This is a genomic window from Paenibacillus andongensis (genome assembly GCF_025369935.1).
Classification (GTDB): domain Bacteria; phylum Bacillota; class Bacilli; order Paenibacillales; family NBRC-103111; genus Paenibacillus_E; species Paenibacillus_E andongensis.
The window spans coordinates 337780-356805 of the sequence record NZ_CP104467.1; the positions used below are offsets into that span (position 1 = coordinate 337780).

At 42.5% G+C, this 19026-nt stretch carries 18 protein-coding genes, 1 other RNA gene and 1 pseudogene; 15 read left to right on the forward strand and 5 right to left on the reverse strand.

Annotated features, from left to right (window positions below; all coding sequences use genetic code 11):
- Positions 1–211: 211 nt before the first annotated feature.
- Positions 212–1492, reverse strand: a complete 1281-nt coding sequence (locus NYR53_RS01575; protein WP_261303628.1) for a hemolysin family protein — start codon at positions 1490–1492, stop codon at positions 212–214.
- Between the two features lie 143 nt (positions 1493–1635).
- On the opposite strand from NYR53_RS01575, the gene NYR53_RS01580 reads away from it, so the two are divergent.
- The 3 genes from NYR53_RS01580 to NYR53_RS01590 all read left to right on the forward strand — a co-directional run bounded on the left by NYR53_RS01580 (position 1636) and on the right by NYR53_RS01590 (position 3406).
- Positions 1636–2139: a CBO0543 family protein gene (locus NYR53_RS01580; RefSeq protein WP_261303629.1), complete on the forward strand. Its 504-nt coding sequence runs from the start codon at positions 1636–1638 to the stop codon at positions 2137–2139.
- Between the two features lie 116 nt (positions 2140–2255).
- Entirely contained in the window at positions 2256–2702 is a 447-nt protein-coding gene (locus NYR53_RS01585) for a tellurite resistance TerB family protein (protein ID WP_261303630.1), read from the forward strand.
- A gap of 122 nt (positions 2703–2824) precedes the next feature.
- On the forward strand, positions 2825–3406 hold the full coding sequence (locus tag NYR53_RS01590; RefSeq protein ID WP_261303631.1) for a TerD family protein: 582 nt from the start codon (positions 2825–2827) through the stop codon (positions 3404–3406).
- Positions 3407–3597: 191 nt separating this feature from the next.
- Here NYR53_RS01590 and NYR53_RS01595 read toward each other — a convergent pair whose 3' ends face one another.
- A complete protein-coding gene (locus NYR53_RS01595) occupies positions 3598–4596 on the reverse strand; it encodes a DGQHR domain-containing protein (RefSeq protein ID WP_261303632.1) in 999 nt (332 codons plus the stop codon).
- Positions 4597–4744: 148 nt separating this feature from the next.
- Between NYR53_RS01595 and NYR53_RS01600 the strand changes: the two genes are divergently transcribed.
- The 11 genes and pseudogenes from NYR53_RS01600 to NYR53_RS01650 all read left to right on the forward strand — a co-directional run bounded on the left by NYR53_RS01600 (position 4745) and on the right by NYR53_RS01650 (position 14967).
- Complete coding sequence (locus tag NYR53_RS01600; RefSeq protein WP_261303633.1) at positions 4745–5080, forward strand: helix-turn-helix domain-containing protein; 336 nt, start codon at positions 4745–4747, stop codon at positions 5078–5080.
- 253 nt (positions 5081–5333) lie between these two features.
- A pseudogene (locus tag NYR53_RS01605) lies at positions 5334–5924 on the forward strand (M50 family metallopeptidase); the annotation flags it as partial.
- A gap of 107 nt (positions 5925–6031) precedes the next feature.
- The gene (gene secG / locus NYR53_RS01610) at positions 6032–6268 is read left to right on the forward strand and encodes a preprotein translocase subunit SecG (protein ID WP_029196004.1); all 237 of its coding nucleotides are present in this window, start codon (positions 6032–6034) and stop codon (positions 6266–6268) included.
- 163 nt (positions 6269–6431) lie between these two features.
- Positions 6432–7148, forward strand: a complete 717-nt coding sequence (locus NYR53_RS01615; protein ID WP_261303634.1) for an alpha/beta hydrolase — start codon at positions 6432–6434, stop codon at positions 7146–7148.
- Between the two features lie 37 nt (positions 7149–7185).
- Positions 7186–10215 (forward strand): ribonuclease R, encoded by a 3030-nt coding sequence (gene rnr / locus NYR53_RS01620; protein ID WP_261303635.1) that lies wholly within the window; start codon positions 7186–7188, stop codon positions 10213–10215.
- 95 nt (positions 10216–10310) lie between these two features.
- Entirely contained in the window at positions 10311–10793 is a 483-nt protein-coding gene (smpB, locus tag NYR53_RS01625; RefSeq protein ID WP_047679001.1) for an SsrA-binding protein SmpB, read from the forward strand.
- Between the two features lie 167 nt (positions 10794–10960).
- Positions 10961–11324: a transfer-messenger RNA gene (gene ssrA / locus NYR53_RS01630) on the forward strand.
- A 183-nt stretch (positions 11325–11507) separates the two neighbouring features.
- Positions 11508–11942 (forward strand): HNH endonuclease, encoded by a 435-nt coding sequence (locus NYR53_RS01635; RefSeq protein ID WP_261303636.1) that lies wholly within the window; start codon positions 11508–11510, stop codon positions 11940–11942.
- Between the two features lie 724 nt (positions 11943–12666).
- Positions 12667–13446 carry an amino acid ABC transporter substrate-binding protein gene (locus NYR53_RS01640; RefSeq protein ID WP_261303637.1) on the forward strand — a complete coding sequence of 260 codons (780 nt, stop codon included), beginning with the start codon at positions 12667–12669 and terminating at the stop codon, positions 13444–13446.
- Positions 13447–13522: 76 nt separating this feature from the next.
- Positions 13523–14182 carry an amino acid ABC transporter permease gene (locus tag NYR53_RS01645; protein ID WP_261303638.1) on the forward strand — a complete coding sequence of 220 codons (660 nt, stop codon included), beginning with the start codon at positions 13523–13525 and terminating at the stop codon, positions 14180–14182.
- Between the two features lie 14 nt (positions 14183–14196).
- A complete protein-coding gene (locus NYR53_RS01650; RefSeq protein ID WP_290428984.1) occupies positions 14197–14967 on the forward strand; it encodes an amino acid ABC transporter ATP-binding protein in 771 nt (256 codons plus the stop codon).
- 303 nt (positions 14968–15270) lie between these two features.
- Here NYR53_RS01650 and NYR53_RS01655 read toward each other — a convergent pair whose 3' ends face one another.
- Positions 15271–15660 carry a carboxymuconolactone decarboxylase family protein gene (locus tag NYR53_RS01655; RefSeq protein ID WP_261303639.1) on the reverse strand — a complete coding sequence of 130 codons (390 nt, stop codon included), beginning with the start codon at positions 15658–15660 and terminating at the stop codon, positions 15271–15273.
- A gap of 193 nt (positions 15661–15853) precedes the next feature.
- Positions 15854–16027, reverse strand: coding sequence for a hypothetical protein (locus NYR53_RS01660; RefSeq protein WP_261303640.1), 174 nt, complete (start codon positions 16025–16027; stop codon positions 15854–15856).
- 254 nt (positions 16028–16281) lie between these two features.
- Between NYR53_RS01660 and NYR53_RS01665 the strand changes: the two genes are divergently transcribed.
- Complete coding sequence (locus NYR53_RS01665; RefSeq protein WP_261303641.1) at positions 16282–18267, forward strand: hypothetical protein; 1986 nt, start codon at positions 16282–16284, stop codon at positions 18265–18267.
- Here the strand turns inward: NYR53_RS01665 and NYR53_RS01670 are convergent.
- Positions 18264–18914 carry a transmembrane-type terpene cyclase gene (locus tag NYR53_RS01670; RefSeq protein ID WP_261303642.1) on the reverse strand — a complete coding sequence of 217 codons (651 nt, stop codon included), beginning with the start codon at positions 18912–18914 and terminating at the stop codon, positions 18264–18266. The genes NYR53_RS01665 and NYR53_RS01670 overlap by 4 nt on opposite strands.
- Between the last annotated feature and the right edge of the window lie 112 nt (positions 18915–19026).

Here is a 19026-nt window from a genome sequence, read left to right on the forward strand (position 1 = left end):
TTCTAATGTCCGCTTGTAATAATTCAGATAATCAAAGTGGTCAAAGTACGTGTTCCGATTCTGGAAATGGTACAGATCCTCCATGCACAGAAAACAGCTCAAAGGCTAATAAGTAGGGGGGATTATGGAACATGAAACACCGTGGGGTTCTCGTCAATCTTACAATAAAGACCAAAGCCCTAATATACTTGGCTTTGGTCTTTTATTGTTGTTATCTTTTAATAATCTCAATTTTACGTATTCGATTCTTATCTCTTTCACGCACAATGAATGTCAAAGAGTTATACTGCCATTCTTCATCTATTCTCAATTCTGGCTGCTTACTGTATAACCATCCACCAATAGAATCCACATTCTCGTCTTGAATGTCAGTTCCTAATACGTAATTCATTTCGTTTAAAGAGGTGATACCATCAACTAGGTAGTGACCTTCAGCTATGGTCTCTATTTCTTTTAGTTCATCTTTATCGAATTCATCACGAATTTCACCGACAATTTCCTCAAGAATATCTTCAATCGTAATCAAACCTGACGTCCCACCGTATTCATCTAAAAGCAAGGCCATATGAACGTTTTCACGCTGCATCTTTTTGAGCAGGGATTTTACCGGCATACCTTCCGGTATAGTCATTATCGGTTGTAGCAATCCTTTGAAGTTGAAATCTGGGTTATTGAGGTAACTCAAGAAAAATTGCTTTGTGTTTACGAATCCTATGATATGATCTTTGCTTTCTTTAGCTACAGGAAAACGAGTGTATTGTTCCTTTGTAATAATGCTCATGTTCTCTTCAAGTGATTTATCCGCGTAAAGGCAAATCATATCCGTACGTGGGACCATGATTTCTCGCGCTAACAAATCGTCAAATGAAAATATGCGGTTTACATAACCGTATTCTGATTTATTAATTTTCCCGCTTAAATAACTGTCAGATAAAATAATACGAATTTCCTCTTCGGAATGAGCTTCCTCGTGTTCACTTGCAGGTTTGACTCCAAAAATTTTCACAAGCTGGGTGGCCGAACCATTTAAGATCCAAATAAAAGGATACATTATTTTATAAAAATAGATGATTAATGGAGCTGTTAAAATAGATATGGCTTCTGCTTTCTGGATGGCTAACGTTTTGGGAGCTAGTTCACCAAGCACAACATGGATATATGTAATGGATATAAATGCGATACTAAAAGATAAAATATGAGTTAAGGTTTCACCTATTCCAATTGATTCAAACAAGGGACCGAGGAGCTGTTCGACAGTTGGCTCACCTAGCCAACCAAGCCCTAAAGCCGTAATCGTGATACCCAACTGACACGCTGATAAGTACCCATCCAAGTTAGAGGTAACCGTTTGAACAGCGAACGCATTCTTCTTACCTTCTAAAACCATTTGGTCTACGCGGCTAGGACGAATCCGAATAACAGCGAATTCTGTAGCGACAAATAGAGCAGTGAGTAAGATAAGAATTACAATTAGTAATAAATTAATAAGCATATTAACCTTCTTTCAGCATTTAGTTTAATTCCTTTGCTAGAACCTATAGTTCTGTAACTTTAAATCATGTCAATTAATTTTATCTTTTTTGGAAAAACTTATCAATGTGCTCAAAAAAGCGGGCCTAGTGCTGGTCATATTTGATGTTACTTGGCTCGAGAGGAGTGAGAAATATTCTATTAAACATATGCTTAGGTTTTATTATCCCTTGGATATTTGGTGTTTTTTTATATAAAAAGGCCCCGAACATTGTAATAATCATATTTCCAGTCGCCTCTATTGTCTCTTCATTTATTAACGCAATCGGATTTCATATAGAGTTTTGGGACTTCACACCTTTGATTGAAGATGATGAAACGATATCTGCACTTCCCTTTGATATTGGACTGTATCCATTAGCAGCATGCTTAGCAATATATTGGATTGAAGTTAAGAAAACTAATCACATATTGACCCTAATTACGCTAAGTATCTTATTAACTGGGATTGAGTACATTGGATTCATACTTCATAAAGTTCAATATGGTCATGGTTGGAATATTGGCTGGACCTTTGTTTCTTATTTAATAGCTGCAATTACTGCATATGGATACTACGTTCTTGCGAAAAATCATGGGATTAACTTTAAAGGTAATCAGTCAAGTTGAAATCCCGAAAATTGAAATCCAAGATTTAATCGATTAAAATCAGCAAATGGACTATTATGGTGAAAAATGCTGCCTAAAGTCATACTGTGTTATCAAATTATAGAGGTGGTGCTGAAATGAGTACATTCAAATCATGGTTTTCAAATGCCAAAACAGGCTTGTCGGATCAAGTGAAAAAATTTAAAAATAAAGATTTTTTGGATGCAGTGGTTGCAGGTTGTGCGATTGTATCGGCGGCTGATGGCAGCATTGGCAATGCAGAAAAGGAAAAAATGATTGGTTATATCAGCAGAAGCGAAGAACTTAAAGTATTTGAAGTCAGCGATGTAATTGCTCGCTTTAATCATTTTGCCGGTAACTTTGAGTTTTCGGGCATTATTGGTAAGCAAGAAGCGCTTAAGGTAATATCCAAATTTAACAATAAGCCAGAAGTTGGCCGCATCATCATTGCGGTATGCTGCGCTATTGGAGCTGCAGACGGAGATTTTGACGACAATGAGAAGAAAGTTGTTAGAGATATTTGCACAACGCTTAACCTTAATGCTAATGAATTTAGTCTGTAATCATAATGGAGTTAGGTTGGGATATCACAATTGTTGAGAAAAAGGCTTCCTTGAGTGAAAAAGACAACATTTGAAGTTCCGCCTAAATTAAACTAAATCTTAATAGAACGAGGTCATTATCCATGTCAATTTCACTAACAAAAGGTCAAAAAGTAGATTTAACAAAAACAAACCCAGGATTAACGAAAGTTGTTATTGGTTTGGGATGGGATACGAATAAGTATAGCGGCGGGAAAGACTTCGACTTGGACGCTTCCGCATTTTGTGTAAATGCAAGTGGCAAAGTAGGATCTGAATCTGATTTTATTTTTTATAACAATACAAAGAATGCAAACAGTTCTATCGTACATACAGGCGATAATCGTACAGGTGATGGTGATGGAGACGATGAGCAAATCAATGTTGATTTGAGCGCAGTTCCGGCTGATACGGATAAAATCGCCTTCTGCATTACCATCCATGATGCACAAGCAAGATCTCAGAACTTCGGACAAGTTTCCAACGCCTTTGTACGGATAATTAATGAAAGCACTGGCGCAGAATTAATTCGGTTCGATCTTGGCGAGGATTTCTCTATTGAAACAGGTGTTGTAGTCGGGGAATTGTATCGTAATAACGGTGAGTGGAAATTCAGCGCAATCGGCAGTGGATATAAAGATGGACTTGCTGGGCTAGCTCGTGATTACGGCTTGCAAACATCCTAAGAAAATTCAAGAGATTGTAGATATGAAAATAAGCCTGTCCTAAAATCAATGAATTGAATTAACCGAAACAATTTAATTAAACTTATAGAAATTAAAAGAAGCAGATTAGGAGTTTTTCCTAGTCTGCATTTTTTTGAATACACTTAAAAAGGTTTATTTAACTAACGCTGTTTAAGTTACTTTTAGGCAACCTAATGTTCGATTAGGATTTGGTTTAGTATTTCAGAGGCTAGTGTTTTTGAACCTGTTGCGCCACGAATATATCGTAGAGAACTTGATGTAGCCCAGTCGATTCCTTTGATCTTCTTTACAAACTTATCAATACGATTGTAGTCAATTTGTTTCTTGTCCTGGGATACACAGGCAGATAAAACTGCTGCTCCGACTATACTCAAGGCATTTAAACATACGATATGGGTAATTCTAAATTCTTTGTAATTAGACCATTCATTACTGAAATGATCTTTTAGCGAATTAAAATAGATTAAAGCAAGCATTAGTCTATCGTCTTTTGATAACCTGGAGACATGTGGGGATTTAGTCAGTATTTCTAGGAAACGATATAGATTCTGAAGAGTTACATGGCGTTCTGGCGTTCTTTTTCCAGTAATCGTAGAAATATTATGAAAAGGACTATCGTTGCGTAATGCCAACTCAGTGGCAATCCAGCTTAAATCGTCTGAATGTCGTAGTAAATATTTACTTAGGGAACTGCCAATTTGTTTACCTTTAGTGTTTATTGTATCAAAAAGTTCAATCTCTTCTTCGTAATCAAGAAAATGGAAAGCGACGAATGGAATGTTAAGTTCAGAATTTGTTTCTTGTATATAGATTTTAATACCTCCAAGACGGTGCTGCCCATCAAGTAGAGAGGCCTTTCTGTTGCATATGAGTCGTCCGAAGCTTGGCCTTTGTTTATCATAAGGTACGAATTCCCAACTTGATTCTGAATTTAATAATATTGGAGGAAATAGCGCACTGTCTCCTTTTGATAAGTATGTAGCGAATTCACTACATTTTTTTTGAATCACTGGTCTTTGATATCCCTTACCAGAGGGGTCATCAAAAGGTTTCACGTATATTACTGTTAATGCAGTTGTAGCTAAAATACTACCAGAATAACATACTTTTCCGCGTTGCTTATATTGAACGACGTTTTCAATAACTAATTGATTAGGTAATTGATTCATATCTATAAGTCTCCTTGAAATGGTATTTATAATATTATAATAGGGTATTATAATACCCATTTACAAATGGTAAATGGTAGTATAGTTCACTTTAACTTATTTATTTACTCACCTACTCTTTAGGAAGAGAGGTGAGCGGCATTTGAAGATGTTTAAAGAAGTAGCTGATCGTATTCGGTTCTACCGTAAAGTTGCAAATCTAACTCAGGAGCAGTTAAGCGAACTCGTAGAGATTGACAGATCGTATCTTGGTAAAATTGAACGTGGAGAAATCAATATATCATTAGAAACTATAAGCAGAATTGCCGATGCCTTAAAAATTGAACCGATTGAATTATTTGAAAGGCCACTAAAGTCTTATAGAAAAGATAAAAAAGAGGTGTTAGAGAAAATTAATGTTATTCTCGAAAGTCAGACCACGGAAGAGTTAAAGATGACTTATATAATTTTAAATGACGTGCGTAAGTACAAAGAAATAAGATAATCCATGTGAGCTCACAATTTATTTAATTTATGGTTAAAGTGATAAGGGAAGTGTACCTTTTCAAAAGTATTGTCCATGTTTTTTATTAATGGATAAGTTATAAGGGCATGTAAATATTAAAAATAATCATCATTTTATGGAAGTAAATTGTCCAACTTATGAATATGTCTAAAAATGTCGAAATAGGTAGTACTAACAAGGGTTTGAAGTGCTTGTACAAAAAAACTACTTTTCATAACTCGCTCATGCTGTAGTCACTTTGGCCCTATCGGGAAAGGTGATGTACATTGAGCTCTATCAGGATCATAGCGGGGTTACTTATTCGTCAATTACGAAGCAATGGGCGATCATTCCCGTGGCCTTAGCTGGTTATTTAACGGCTTCACTCTTTGCTTGGTTCCTGTTCTCAGCTTATTCGAGAGGCAAGCAGCGATTAGGTTTGCAGGTCATGATTCTCCTATCTGGTCTTTCGTTAGTATTGTTCGTGCGAAATGGTTTCGGAGTCACGTTCTTAGTTGGCTTCATAGCCCTGACAATCATTATTCTGGCGCTTACGCCAAAGTGGTTAAGTGATTTCTATTATTTATTGCTCGCTTTCTTATGCTTGGAGGAATCTGTGTTTGGCCCGTTCTCTTTGATCATCTATGCATGGGGCAATGCACGGCAAGCGGGTGATGCCACGAATCTGGCACTGCATACCGGTATTCCGGCTATTGTGTGGGCCATTGGGTTTACACTCTTTGCTTTGTTGTGTGCGAAACAGGCCGTGCAAGCTTTTCTTGGACGAAACAAGCGTGCAAGAAGCTCCAGCCGACAATCACCAACACCATCCTACCGTGACTAGAAGAGAAACCGTCAGAGTGGCGCTTTGTTGTATTCTAGGACGAACTGTGGTAAAATACTCATGCTAGTTGTATAAGGCAAAGAACAGGCAATTGGGGTGCTAATCACATGGTAATCTTTATGAAAATTTTGTTAATCATAGCTTCGGTTGGATTAATTGCGATTGTACTTTTACAAAAAGGTAAAAGCGCAGGTTTGTCCGGTGCCATTTCTGGTGGTGCAGAACACTTATTTGGTAAGCAAAAAGCACGCGGTCTGGAACTATTTTTGTCCCGTTTCACGATGGGGCTTGCTGCTGCATTTTTCATTCTTTCCATTGTCGTAGCATACGTTGTAAAGGCCTAACACACATAAAACGATAACAGCAGGGGAAATCTACTCCTGCTGTTTTTTCATTTTAAATGGATGTTAGGAGTAGGAGCTGGTTACCATCGAGAGCAGAATTTACAAGTCGACAGAACCATTCTTTTGGTCAGGAAGTGGAGATAATCAAGAGACAGGCATACTGATGATCCATGGGTTCACCGGGTCACCTTCGGAGTTTAGACGGATTGGATATGTACTCAGAGATGAGGGATACACCATCCATGCAGTCAAACTTCCAGGACACGGTACCTCACCTGAAGAGATGATACGAACCGGATGGACGGATTGGTATGGGCATGTGCTGGAGAGTTATGACGAACTTGCAGCGAAATGCAAAAGCGTTGTTGTTATGGGACATTCCATGGGCGGATTACTCGCCTTGAAGCTGGCTGTGGAACGTCGTGCGGCTGGGGTTGTTTCGCTGGCTACGCCTATTTTTCTGACATCAAGGAAGTTGGCGCTGGCCGTACTGCTGCAATATTTTATCAAATTTGTAGCCAAGAAGCCCAAACAAGTCTCCACGTTATTAGATGAGTCATGTGCATATACCAAAACGCCGATTCGGTGCGTAGTAAGCCTACTAAAGCTGTTAAAACAAGTGAAAAGAATGCTGCCTGAGGTTGAAGCACCGATATGGATCGGTCAAGGGAGCAAGGATGGTGTAGTCCATCAGGAAAGCGCAGCTTTTTTACATAAGCGCACTAGTTCACAAGTGAAAGAACTTCGATATTACCCAGAGTCATCCCATGGATTGCTGCTGGATCAAGAGAGAGAGCTTATCTACGCCGATATAACTGCGTTTATCCTTTCCCTGAAAGTGGCATACTATGGAGTAAAGGAAACAAGTACGGCGCATTAGAAGCTAGGCTCAACAACAACAAGAAGGTGAAGAGAGTATGACGACAGATAAAGAAATCATAAGTTTGATGCAAGAAGAGGCTTATAAGCCTATGTCCTATAAAGAACTTGAGAAATATTTTGGGATTGAGAGTGCAAATGAGTTTAAGGATTTTATTAAATTGTTGAATCAATTAGAGGAAAGTGGTCACATTGTCAGAGGCGGAAATGACCGCTACGGCGTTCCTGAACGAATGAATTTGGTGAGAGGTAAGCTGCAGGCACATGCCAAAGGCTTCGGATTTTTAATTCCAGATGATCGGGACCACCCGGATGTATACATTAATGCCCATGATCTAAATACCGCGATGAATGGCGACATTGTCTTCGTCAAGATAACCGCGAGGAGTCAAGGCGGAGGCCGGCTGGAAGGCGAAGTCGTGCGAGTTATTACGCGTGCGAATACGCAAATTGTTGGTGTTTTTCAGAGTCAGGAGACGTTTGGTTTCGTTATCGCGGATGATAAGCGTGTGTCTCGGGACATTTTCATCCCTCAGCATGCCTTCATGGGCGCTGTTACGGGGCAAAAAGTTGTCGTCAAGATTGTAAACTATCCAGAGGGACGTTCTGCTGCTGAAGGAGAAATTATCGAGATCCTTGGCCACAAAGATGATCCAGGTGTTGATATTTTGGCTATCGTACGTAAACACCAACTGCCAGAGGCTTTCCAAGAGGACGTTCTGGCGGAGGCAGATGCCGCACCGGATTCCATTACGGAAGAAGAAATTATTGGTCAAGGACGGCGGGATCTTCGTTCTAAGCGTATTGTAACGATTGACGGTGAAGATGCGAAAGACTTGGATGACGCGGTAAACGTGGAGCTTTTGGAAAATGGCAACTTCCGTTTGGGTGTGCATATTGCCGATGTGAGCTATTATGTGCGGGAAGGCACTGCATTGGATATTGAAGCCTATAATCGCGGCTGCTCCGTGTATTTGACTGATCGTGTTATTCCAATGCTGCCTCATAGATTATCTAACGGGATATGCTCGCTCAATCCACGTGTAGATCGTTTAACCATGTCTTGCGAGATGGAGTTCGATGAGAATCTAAAAGTGGTAAACCACGAAATTTTCACGAGTGTTATTAAAACTAGTGAACGCATGACGTATACGAATGTACGTAAGCTTCTGACAGGTGAAGCAGAGCCGGACATTGTTGAAAAATATGCCTATTTGATGGAAGATTTCAAACGAATGGAAGAGCTGGCTGCAAGGCTGCGTTCCAGACGGATGAAGCGCGGAGCGATTGATTTTGACTTCGAGGAGTCTAAAATTATCGTTGATTCCGAAGGCAAACCTACGGATATTGTAAAAAGAGAACGTTCCGTCGCTGAAATGATGATCGAAGAATTCATGCTGGCTGCGAATGAAACGGTTGCTGAGCATTTTTCATGGATGAAAGTACCTTTCTTATACCGTGTTCATGAAGACCCTGATTCTGAGAAGCTGATGAATTTCATGGAGTTTGTAACGAACTTCGGGTATTCCGTTAAAGGCAAAGGGAATTCCGTACATCCACGGGCTTTGCAGGCGCTTTTGGAAGAGATTAAAGGGACTCCCGAAGAGACGGTTCTTAGTAAAATTATGCTTCGCTCCATGAAACAGGCTCGCTATGATGCGCAGAGTTTGGGGCATTTCGGCTTGGCGGCGGAATTTTATTCGCACTTTACATCGCCAATTCGTCGTTACCCGGATTTAATTATTCATCGAGTGATTCGTGAGGTGCTGGAAAGCGGCGGTACGCTATCTGATAAGCGTCATGAATATTTGTCATCACGGATGAGTGATATTGCGCAGCAATCCTCGGAGCGTGAGCGAGTTGCGGTCGATGCGGAACGTGAGACGGAAGCGTTGAAGAAAGCTCAGTACATGCTGGATAAAGTCGGCGAGGAATTCGAAGGTATTATCTCCAGCGTTACCGGTTTCGGTATGTTCGTGGAGCTCGACAATACGGTTGAAGGCTTGATTCGCCTTAGCGATTTGACTGACGATTATTATAATTTCCATGAGAGACAGTTTGCTCTCATCGGTGAACGTACGTCCAAGATCTATCGAATCGGGGATGAAATCAAGATTCGCGTAGCTCGTGTCAATATGGATGAGCATACGATTGATTTTGAACTGCTCGATATGAAGCCTCGCAAAGAGGGCGGGTTTAGTCGCGGCGGCGGTGGAGGAAAGCCTCCCTTCAAGGGGGCGGCTGGATTTAAGGGCTTCAGAGGTGGATCCAACAAAGGCAAACCCGAAAAAGGTAAGGGCGGATTTGCCGATAAAGGCAAAGGTGGCTATGCGAAAAATCAGGGTGCTGGTGGTGGAGAGCGTGGCAAAGATAGAGCCGGAGCTGGTGGTACGGGTGAAGGTAAGGGAAGAGCTGAGAGAGTTGGACGTGGCGGGGCTGAAGGAGTAGGTCAAGGGCGTGGAGCTCGAGGAGCTGCTGAGGGAGTAGGTCAAGGGCGTGGAGCTCGAGGGGCGGCTGAAGGAGTAGGTCAAGGACGTGGCGGAGCTCGAGGAGCGACTGAAGGAATAGGTCAAGAGCGTGGAGCGGGACGTGCTGCAGGAGGCGCAGCTCGTAGGATTGAAGCCGCAGCGCGTGCTGATGGCGGAGCAGGGCAAGGGCGCGGTGAAGATTCTGGACGCGCAGAAGGTGGAGTATGGCGTGCAGAGGGCGGCTCAGGCCAGGGCAAATCGCGGCGCGGGAAGGCTGGGAGCACGCCGTGGAGCGAGAAGCGCGGCCGAGGTGGAGCTGGCCGCGGCAAAGCGGGCGGTCCTAAGCTGAGCGAAGGCGGCAGCTTGAGCGCAAGGCTTGAATCTGTCGGCGCGGGGCGGACAGAGAGCGGTGTTGCCCGCGGCGAAAGTAAGCGCGGCCGCGGTGGGATTGCGCTTGGGGGCGAAGCCCAAGCGGGTGGCGGTTCGTCTGCTGAGCGCAGCGCAGGCGGTAGTGATTGGGCGAGCGGCGTGAACGCGCTCGCCAAGGGTGGTCGTCGTCGGAGCGACGACGGCGATGGCAGCAAGAAGCGGCGGAGATAATGCCGCTTCTTGCTTTTCGGCCATGAACTTGCTACAATAGGATGCACATTGTAGCAGTATTTACCTGCATTGAACGTGCGGGAGGAGGATCTCACGTGGCAACGAAAAAGGCCGATGGCAAATTGCTCGCCCAGAACAAAAAGGCTTCACACGACTACTTTATTGAAGAAACGTATGAATGCGGTCTTGTCCTGACCGGCACGGAGATCAAATCCTTACGGGCAGGTAAAGCAAACATAGGCGATAGCTTTTCGACTATTCGCAATGGCGAAGCATTTGTACACAACATGCATATTAGTCCTTTTGATCAAGGCAACCGAAGTAATCCGGAAGATCCAACACGGACGCGGAAGCTGCTCTTAAAAAAGGCGCAGATCGCCAAGATGCTAGGGCAGGCAAAGCAAGAAGGTTACACCCTCGTTCCACTGAAGGTGTATATCCGAAATGGTTACGCCAAGCTTTTGGTCGGCATAGGCAAAGGGAAGAAGCAGTTCGACAAGCGTGAATCCGCAGCGAAAAAGGATGCACAGCGAGACATTCAACGTGCTCTGCGTGAGAAGCAGAAGATTGCCAGATAGGTGTTCAGCCCATACTGGAAGGCAGCTCCTCGACTTCCATGAACCTAGTCGTTCATTTTTCATCCGTATGTGTTATACTAATTTAGCAGCAAAGATTTGAAAGCAATTTGGCTCAACTGCACGTCTTTTACCTTCACCGTCTATGATGACGGCAACGAAGGCAATCCGGGGGTGTTCTTGGATTCGACGGGGATAGTTTGGGCACGGGTTGCGGGTAGTGGGGCCGCGTCCACTATAAAACGCTAAAGCCTATTAAATGGCAAACAAACACAACCTTACGCTTTAGCAGCTTAATAACCTGTTAGCGTGCTCCTCCTCAGCATCGCCCATGTGACTGGGATAGGGGCTCAACTATAGTGGGATACGACGTTCGGTCTCCGCCTGGGGTCGACGTAAGAAGATAATCAGGCTGACCCAACGCATAGCCGGTTACGGGGCGCTGCTCGGGTGACATCAAAACTGTGACTACACCCGTAGATGCCTGTGTTGCGATATTTTCGGACAGGGGTTCGACTCCCCTCACCTCCATACTAAAAACCCGCTCCCAGAGCGGGTTTTCGCCTTCTTAAGAGTGAAATTGCAGACTAAATGTAGACATCATATGGCGACCCAAACTCATTTACAGTAGCTCGTCTCCAACTTACATAACCACGTATATAAACATTAATTTGTCTGTGGTTATTGTCTAAATAAAGCCTTGGGAGGCGATTGAATATGATAACAGTGCTCAATGTGGATGGTCAGAAACTAACCCCATGTGTGCTTGACCGGGCTTGGCGGGAAGTTAACCGAGCTCGTGCCGTCTGGATCGACGAGCAGACAATCCAATTACTTTACAACCCATTTTCATTTCGAGACTATCGAAAAACTGCATTAAAACGGGATAAATACACATGTTTGTGGTGCGGACGTCCCGCAACGACGGTAGATCATATTGTCCCCTCAAGCAAAGGCGGCTCAGATCTTCCCCAAAACTTACTCGCTGCTTGCATGGAATGCAACACGAAACGAGGAAACCGTTCAGCGTTTTCATATTTTATAGAAAAAGTATTTTCCGTGCCGAATCTTATAAAGCTTTCTTACCGCATCATTAAAGCTAAACATAATCATCGTCAAACGAACCGATGTAAGTACTCATTCACCGCCTGAAGGTGGTTTTTATCTTTATAGGGGTCCAAACGGAATAGTTGTGTCCCCATTGGAGGGGAGGGATTTTGATGCGTTGGTTTTTTTGCAGACACCGTTAAGCTGGATGCAAGTACATGCAAATTTATGTATCGGGGTTCAACTCCCCTCACCTCCATACAAATGAAAGAAGCACCTCGATCAGGGTGCTTTTTTCTTTAAACAGAATTTATATGTTCTGGGCTTGAGCGAACTTTAACGAGAAGACGTCACTGTTTGTTTGGTAAACCTGCAATTGTACATGCTTTTTTTCTTTAAATAACTCATATTCGTAAATTCCTGCAATCGTGCAGGCTTTTTCGGTCTTTTTTAAATTCAGGTTGGAAAAGCTAAAAATTCCTGCATAGTAGCAGGCTTTTCCACTTCTGAAACGATTTTAGTAAAATAGCTGCACTTTCGCAGTTATTTTAGGCGGTTGAATAATAGTTCTCACCAAACACTGGTGAAGCCTTAAGGTATTCAGCTGCTAAAACACTAAAAGTTCCATGTAGTCCGACGAATTGAAAGGCTTCGACAGCAAGTGAAATGGACATTATAGTATGAAACATTGGCACTTTCGAGCCGCAGAAGAACATTTACCAATATCTATATCGACATTTTTCGAGAACATATGATATTATGTAATTCTTGATAAAGTGGTAACGTGCTAAAGTCATTGATACAAAAGGTAAAGGTGGAGTTGGAGTTTATGAAACGATTGGCAACGATGGTATTAGTAATCACGACGGCAATTTCTCTAATTACAGGATGCTCGAGTCCAAAAGGTAACGCAGGTGACGCGAAAAAGATAGTGATCGGTATTGATGATAAATTTGCGCCGATGGGATTCCGAGATGAGAAGAATGAGATTGTCGGTTTTGATATCGACTATGCGAAAGCAGCTGCTGAAAAAATGGGGACAACAGCAGTTTTTCAACCGATTGACTGGACAACCAAAGAATCCGAGCTGAACAGCGGCAGGATTGATCTCATTTGGAACGGATATACGATTACGGACGAGCGTAAAGGCAAAGTACTTTTTACCAAACCTTATTTGAAAAATGCGCAGGTGGCTGTCACGCTGGCTAAATCCAATTTCACCAAGCTGGATGATCTGACTGGTAAAGTTGTAGGGCTTCAATCCCTCTCTTCGGCTGCTGACGCATTGAACGAAAGTCCGTTAAAATCCAAAGTCAAGACCGTAACGGAGTATGCCGATAATGTTCTAGCGCTAAACGATTTGAAGATTGGCCGCATCGATGCGGTGATCATTGATGAAGTTGTTATTAAGTACTACATGTCCAAAGAAAAGGGAAGCTTCAAGCTGCTTGGTGAATCGTTAGCTCCTGAAGAATACGGGATTGGCGTGAAGAAAGGCAACGAGGCACTGCTTCAAAAGCTGCAAAAAGCGCTTGATGAGATAAATCAAGACGGCACCGCTGCTAAAATTTCGCAAAAGTGGTTTGGTGAAGATAAAGTATTGAAGTAAACGTAATCGAAGAAGATATGGCAAAATCGGATTTCTTTTTGGGAAATCCCGTTTTTGTTTTTGGAGGTATTGTTTGATGTCATCTGATTATTTCACTTCGATGGTCATCCCTATGCTGGAAGGGGCCCAAATGACGGTCCTTTTATTTTTAATTGCCATTGTGGTGTCTATCCCTTTGGGTTTTGTCCTTACATTGGCGGTAAAAAGCAGTAACCGACCGATTTCGTCGCTCGCTAATACGTATATATATATCATGCGCGGAACGCCGCTGTTGCTGCAATTGCTCGTGATTTGCTTCGGACTTCCCATGCTGCCGGGGATCGGACAATATTTGGTGCTGGACCGATTTACCGCTGCCTGTTTAGGTTTTATTCTGAACTATGCGGCTTATTTTGCCGAAATTTTTAGAGGCGGCTTGCTTGCGATTGATAAAGGCCAATATGAGGCTTCACAGGTTCTAGGTTTTAGCAAGTGGCAGACTATGCTGCGAATTATCATGCCTCAAATGTTTCGAGTCGTCTTGCCTGCAGTATCCAATGAGTCGATTACGCTGATTAAAGATACCGCGCTGCTATATGCTGTTGCAGTTCCGGAATTGCTTCATTTTGCCCAGACAGCGGTCAATCGTGACTTCACCATCATGCCTTTCTTTATCGCGGGCATTATTTATTTGGTCATGACACTTCTGCTAACTGTGTTTTTTAAATGGCTGGAGCGAAGATTTAAATTTGAATAAAAGGGATGGCGCGTGTGGCAATCATTGAAGTAGCTAACCTAAGTAAGTCATTTGGCGAGTTGAACGTGCTGAAGCAAATGACGTTTCAAGTGGAAAAGAAAGATGTTGTTGCAGTCATTGGTCCTTCGGGTTCCGGCAAAAGTACAATGCTCCGAAGTCTTATTCATCTTGAGCAGATTAATGGCGGCACGATTCACATAGCAGGAGAGGGCTTGGTCAAAGATGGAATTTACGCCAAACCCTCTGAAATCAAACGGATCACCTCCAAGATGGGCATGGTGTTCCAACATTTTAACTTGTATCCTCATCTTACTGTGAGAGAGAATTTGGAGCTCGCTCCGCGAATCGTTAAAGGTGAGCCGATTGCGGAATTTCGAAAGCGGAGCTTGGAATTATTGGAAAAGGTTGGACTCTCCGCGAAGGCATCGGATTATCCGGCTAAGCTTTCCGGGGGCCAGAAGCAGAGGGTCGCGATTGCCCGAGCATTAATGATGAATCCTGAAATCCTATTGTTCGATGAACCTACCTCCGCCCTCGACCCTGAATTGACGGGAGAGGTGATGCAGGTGATGAAGAACCTCGCAGAGGAACACATGACGATGATTGTCGTGACTCATGAAATGGGCTTCGCCAGAGAAGTAGCGAATCGGGTCATGTTTATCGATAAAGGAGAAATCGTCGAATCCGGCCATCCGCAGCAGCTTTTTACAAATCCGAAGTTCGACCGGACGAAAGCTTTCTTGAATGTTGGCTTGCCCAGCAGTGATGGGGAAAAGGTTGAATGATCTTAGCCTGATATGACGGCGAAATATGGATTTCCCATACCATGGCCCACCTCCATACAATGAAGAGGCACCCGAGAGGGTGCTTTTTTCATTTGGGAAATTCGATTTGATGTCAACGCGCAGGCTTCTTTATTTTTGATTTGTTCCTCATATAGGTTCGAAAGAGAGCTTGCAGAAGAAGATATCCAAACGTGGATGAATTGTTATGAACTGAATTACATTGAATTGAGCGAAAAGCACAAAAATATTCACTCTTTTTGTCGAAGGTACCTCTGCCTGTTATCTAATACAGGTATCATTTCATTAACAGAAGCAATCAGGAATTGAGGACTGCTGGTCTGTTGTTTGTCCAGTTAACTGTTCTGGATGATCATCGAATGCTATTAAGGCATGTGTCGCATGGCTGAGAATAGCCCCTGCTCGCGTCGAAGTAGCAATTAAAATTGCTTCTAAGATTTCTTCTTTCGTACCACCTAGCTCTTTGCACTTTTTTACATGCACATCAATACAGTAGGGACAACCCGTCACGTGAGCAACAGCCACAGCAATTAGTTCTTTCATCTTTAAAGGTATGGCCTCTGTAGAATGAAAGACGTCCCGTTCAAAGGACAAAAAAGAAGCTGCAGCTTGAGGGGCGAGCTTTATGAGCTCAGGAATTCGTTCGAGATTCGAGCGGTCGTAATAATGATTCATGGTTAACCTCCCACAAAATTTTAATGGATCTATAATTAATTTTATAGGGAGTCGAATCGATCTTCAGTGACATAGTCACAAAAAAGACTAGTTTCAGTTTCATAAATGAAAAAGCACCCAAGAGGGTGCTTTTATAAACTCGTGGCAAGCTTATGTTTAATTCTACTCTAGGTTGAGAAATTATAATTGGTCATTAAGGATTGGCTATGATTTTACCGTTTTGCCACTCAAACTCATATTCAAATTGTTCGGTAGAGCTATAAAATTCTGGTGAGTACGGACGAACAATATGACTCTCTGATGCACTGACACCTAAAGCAGAAAAGGTTAACATACAGGCAAATGCAAGGATTATTTTGGCTGTCATATTTCGATGCCTCCACCACAATAAGATAACTCCATTGTAGGACACATTTGTAAGTGGAGTATTATCACTAAGTAAATACCTTGTTTACAAAAAGGGAGAGTTTCATGGATTTGAACTATCGTGGCAATCCTCCATATATCTACCGATAAAGCAATTAGTAGTGTCGTAGAATCCTATCTTATATGATATAGTTACATAATTAGGATGATTATGGAAATATCATAGAGAATAACGGAGTGGTGGTTGATATGAGAATGAAGTCATTACCAATTTTATATTTTTTAACTGCACTAGTTTGTTGCGCGATTACACTTAGTGCTTGTGAACAAACGCAGTCCAGCGGTGTAACTCACGAGAAGTCAACAGAAACAAAATTAGATTTATGGACTCCAACTCAGGTGGATGCCTCACAAATTCCCCTAACTTTTACTTATACTTCTAATAAGGCAGCAAGTTATGTCGTCGATTTACTGATTAAACCGGAAGGTTCAACGGAGTATCGTAAGGCCACATTGGATGGAAATTCTTCTTTTGAAAGCAAAGAAGGAGAAAGTGATTTTACCGTTTCATGGAATAAGGAAAAAGATGCTATACAAGCAAATCTTACAGTGGACCTCCGATTAACAACTACGGATAAAGATGGACATACAACGAGTTCTGATCTTAATCGATTGCGCTTTGAATCGCGGGAGACCATTCGTAATCACGTTCAGAATTATTTGATCTATTATGGCAAATGGACGGATTCGTTAATTGATCAAGCAAGGCAGAAATACAGATTGGTTATTTTGGATACACGCAGCGGGATTTCACCTAAGCAAATAGCTAAGATTCGTGCTGGAAAGGACCCACATGATGCTTCGGATGATGTGCTCGTCTTAGCTTATGTTTCAATAGGCGAAGATCTTCGGACAGCGGGAATGAGCCCGGATGATATGAAAAAGGATGCGAGATTCGTACTGGATGGATCTGGTCCATCTACGGATCCGCGAGCAGGAGCCCCTTTTCCCAAAGGCAGCGACGTTCCGACGGATCTTGATCTGAAGGGGAAAGCGAGTAATGGAGGATTTGCTCCCTTTTATCTGAATGATAATTTCGTGACTTTCGGTACAATCGGGAAGGCGGGAACGCCTGATTTTAATACGAATTTCAAGGCTGCTTTTGTAAATCCCGGTCATCCGGAATGGTTTAAAGCTTTACTCGACATGAAACTTCAAACGGATAGGGTATCGGGAATCAAAGAGCTTTTATCCCACGACTCCGGTCAAGGTTATGGTTGTGACGGGTTGTTTTTGGATACTTTGGATACTGCGGCACCAAACTCTTTTACCAATGCATCCAGTTCCAATCAAGGTCAATTTGAGTGGACTCAGCCTGGGATGAAGCAATTAATTGCGAACATTCGACAAGCGTATCCAAATCGATTTTTGCTTGCAAACCGTGGGCTTTTTTTCTACAATCCTGATTTGACAGCTTATACGTTCACTTTGCGAGGATTAGTGGATTTTGTTTTATTTGAAAGTTATCGGCTGGATAGCAGCCAGGCTCAGTGGTTTAACGAAGCTACATTCAATGATAATAAGTATAATTATGCACAAAAGCTCTTGGCCGAATCGGATCGTGCTGACGGATTTCGTGTTCTCAGCCTTGGTTATGCGGAAGGGCCGAACGGTGATTTAATGAAGAAAGCGCTAAATGGTGAGCAGAATGAAGCATCAAACATGCTGCTTGCTGATGTACAAGAAGCTACTGATCTCGGTATGGTTCACTACATCTCCAATGCTCAGGTTGCAGCTATAGATACTTATGTCATGGATCATGGGGAAGCTGCGGCTAAACCGCCAATTTGGGGAAATACATTGACACCTCCGTTCGGTAAACCTTACACGGAACCGAGAGTGGGGATTCAGAATATAGATATCCGAGGGAAAGATGTCTTCGTCCAGTGGGATGTGGCACATTCGCAGGCTCGTCCTATTTCGTACATGCTTTATGTGAAAGAGGGTCAAGATTTTGATTTAAAACAGGACATGAAAACGCAAGAGGTACAGGCCATCCCACTGCATTTAGGCATTCCTTTAGACTATGCTGGACGAGGAGATCGGAGCAAACGTTACCCCTATGAGGATAAGGTGGAAGGTTTAACATCTGGGAAAACCTACTATTTACTCATTAGGGCTCGCAATGCGGCCAATCAATTTGACAACAACGAAAAATCAATGAAGATTATAGCCCCTTAAAGGGAGGCATGGTGAGTTATAGTGGATCTATGAATGGTCTTAACTGACTTGCTATAAACGAAGAGGATGTAAACGACGTCTAGAATAAATATAAGAATGTACAGCATGTTTAACAAGATTGAATTCGGGTTTAGGGAATAGCACCAAATAGATGCGCACAGGGTGCCGGCCATTTTAGAGTAGGCGATGACGATGGATTGGCCGTGTAAATCTTGTTTCAGCAGCATTTTTATAAATAGTATGGACATCATGAGATTGATTCCAAATGCAGAATATTTACCCTCTGGATCATGAAATTCGACAGCCATTCCGTAGTGAAGCAGCAGTGCAATGACTAATAGGGAGAGGACGATAGGTTTTATAGGCCATTTTGGAGATAAGTTTTTTGAATAATAGAGGAATTGAAACAGGATGATGCAGTCTAATAAGAACCATAATAGGGTTACGATTTGCTGTAGTGGGTGGAAAGGCATGACGAGGGAGAACAGAAATTCCCAAGTGATATTGGCGCATAGGGCGACTAGTGGCATTCCGCAGGTTCGATCCCGGAACCCTTTATAAATGACCCATATATAAGCGATTGTCCAGAAAAAGACGATGCCAAACTGTAGAATTAGTTCTATTTGTGGTGGTAAAAGGTGCTCCATACCTAGTAAATCGCATCCTTCCTGGAAATTCTCTTTGATAAATATGATTCAATTAGCTCGTCTATGCCTGTATCCCGCGAGACAATCTTCACACAGCAGCGAATTACGGATC

Bases quoted from the DNA above. Each gene is read 5' to 3' on its own strand.
- NYR53_RS01575 (WP_261303628.1), bottom strand. From the start codon at position 1,492: ATGCTTATTAATTTATTACTAATTGTAATTCTTATCTTACTCACTGCT.
- NYR53_RS01580 (WP_261303629.1), top strand. From the start codon at position 1,636: ATGTTACTTGGCTCGAGAGGAGTGAGAAATATTCTATTAAACATATGC.
- NYR53_RS01585 (WP_261303630.1), top strand. From the start codon at position 2,256: ATGAGTACATTCAAATCATGGTTTTCAAATGCCAAAACAGGCTTGTCG.
- NYR53_RS01590 (WP_261303631.1), top strand. From the start codon at position 2,825: ATGTCAATTTCACTAACAAAAGGTCAAAAAGTAGATTTAACAAAAACA.
- NYR53_RS01595 (WP_261303632.1), bottom strand. From the start codon at position 4,596: ATGAATCAATTACCTAATCAATTAGTTATTGAAAACGTCGTTCAATAT.
- NYR53_RS01600 (WP_261303633.1), top strand. From the start codon at position 4,745: ATGTTTAAAGAAGTAGCTGATCGTATTCGGTTCTACCGTAAAGTTGCA.
- secG (WP_029196004.1), top strand. From the start codon at position 6,032: ATGGTAATCTTTATGAAAATTTTGTTAATCATAGCTTCGGTTGGATTA.
- NYR53_RS01615 (WP_261303634.1), top strand. From the start codon at position 6,432: ATGATCCATGGGTTCACCGGGTCACCTTCGGAGTTTAGACGGATTGGA.
- rnr (WP_261303635.1), top strand. From the start codon at position 7,186: ATGACGACAGATAAAGAAATCATAAGTTTGATGCAAGAAGAGGCTTAT.
- NYR53_RS01635 (WP_261303636.1), top strand. From the start codon at position 11,508: ATGATAACAGTGCTCAATGTGGATGGTCAGAAACTAACCCCATGTGTG.
- NYR53_RS01640 (WP_261303637.1), top strand. From the start codon at position 12,667: ATGAAACGATTGGCAACGATGGTATTAGTAATCACGACGGCAATTTCT.
- NYR53_RS01645 (WP_261303638.1), top strand. From the start codon at position 13,523: ATGTCATCTGATTATTTCACTTCGATGGTCATCCCTATGCTGGAAGGG.
- NYR53_RS01655 (WP_261303639.1), bottom strand. From the start codon at position 15,660: ATGAATCATTATTACGACCGCTCGAATCTCGAACGAATTCCTGAGCTC.
- NYR53_RS01660 (WP_261303640.1), bottom strand. From the start codon at position 16,027: ATGACAGCCAAAATAATCCTTGCATTTGCCTGTATGTTAACCTTTTCT.
- NYR53_RS01665 (WP_261303641.1), top strand. From the start codon at position 16,282: ATGAAGTCATTACCAATTTTATATTTTTTAACTGCACTAGTTTGTTGC.
- NYR53_RS01670 (WP_261303642.1), bottom strand. From the start codon at position 18,914: ATGGAGCACCTTTTACCACCACAAATAGAACTAATTCTACAGTTTGGC.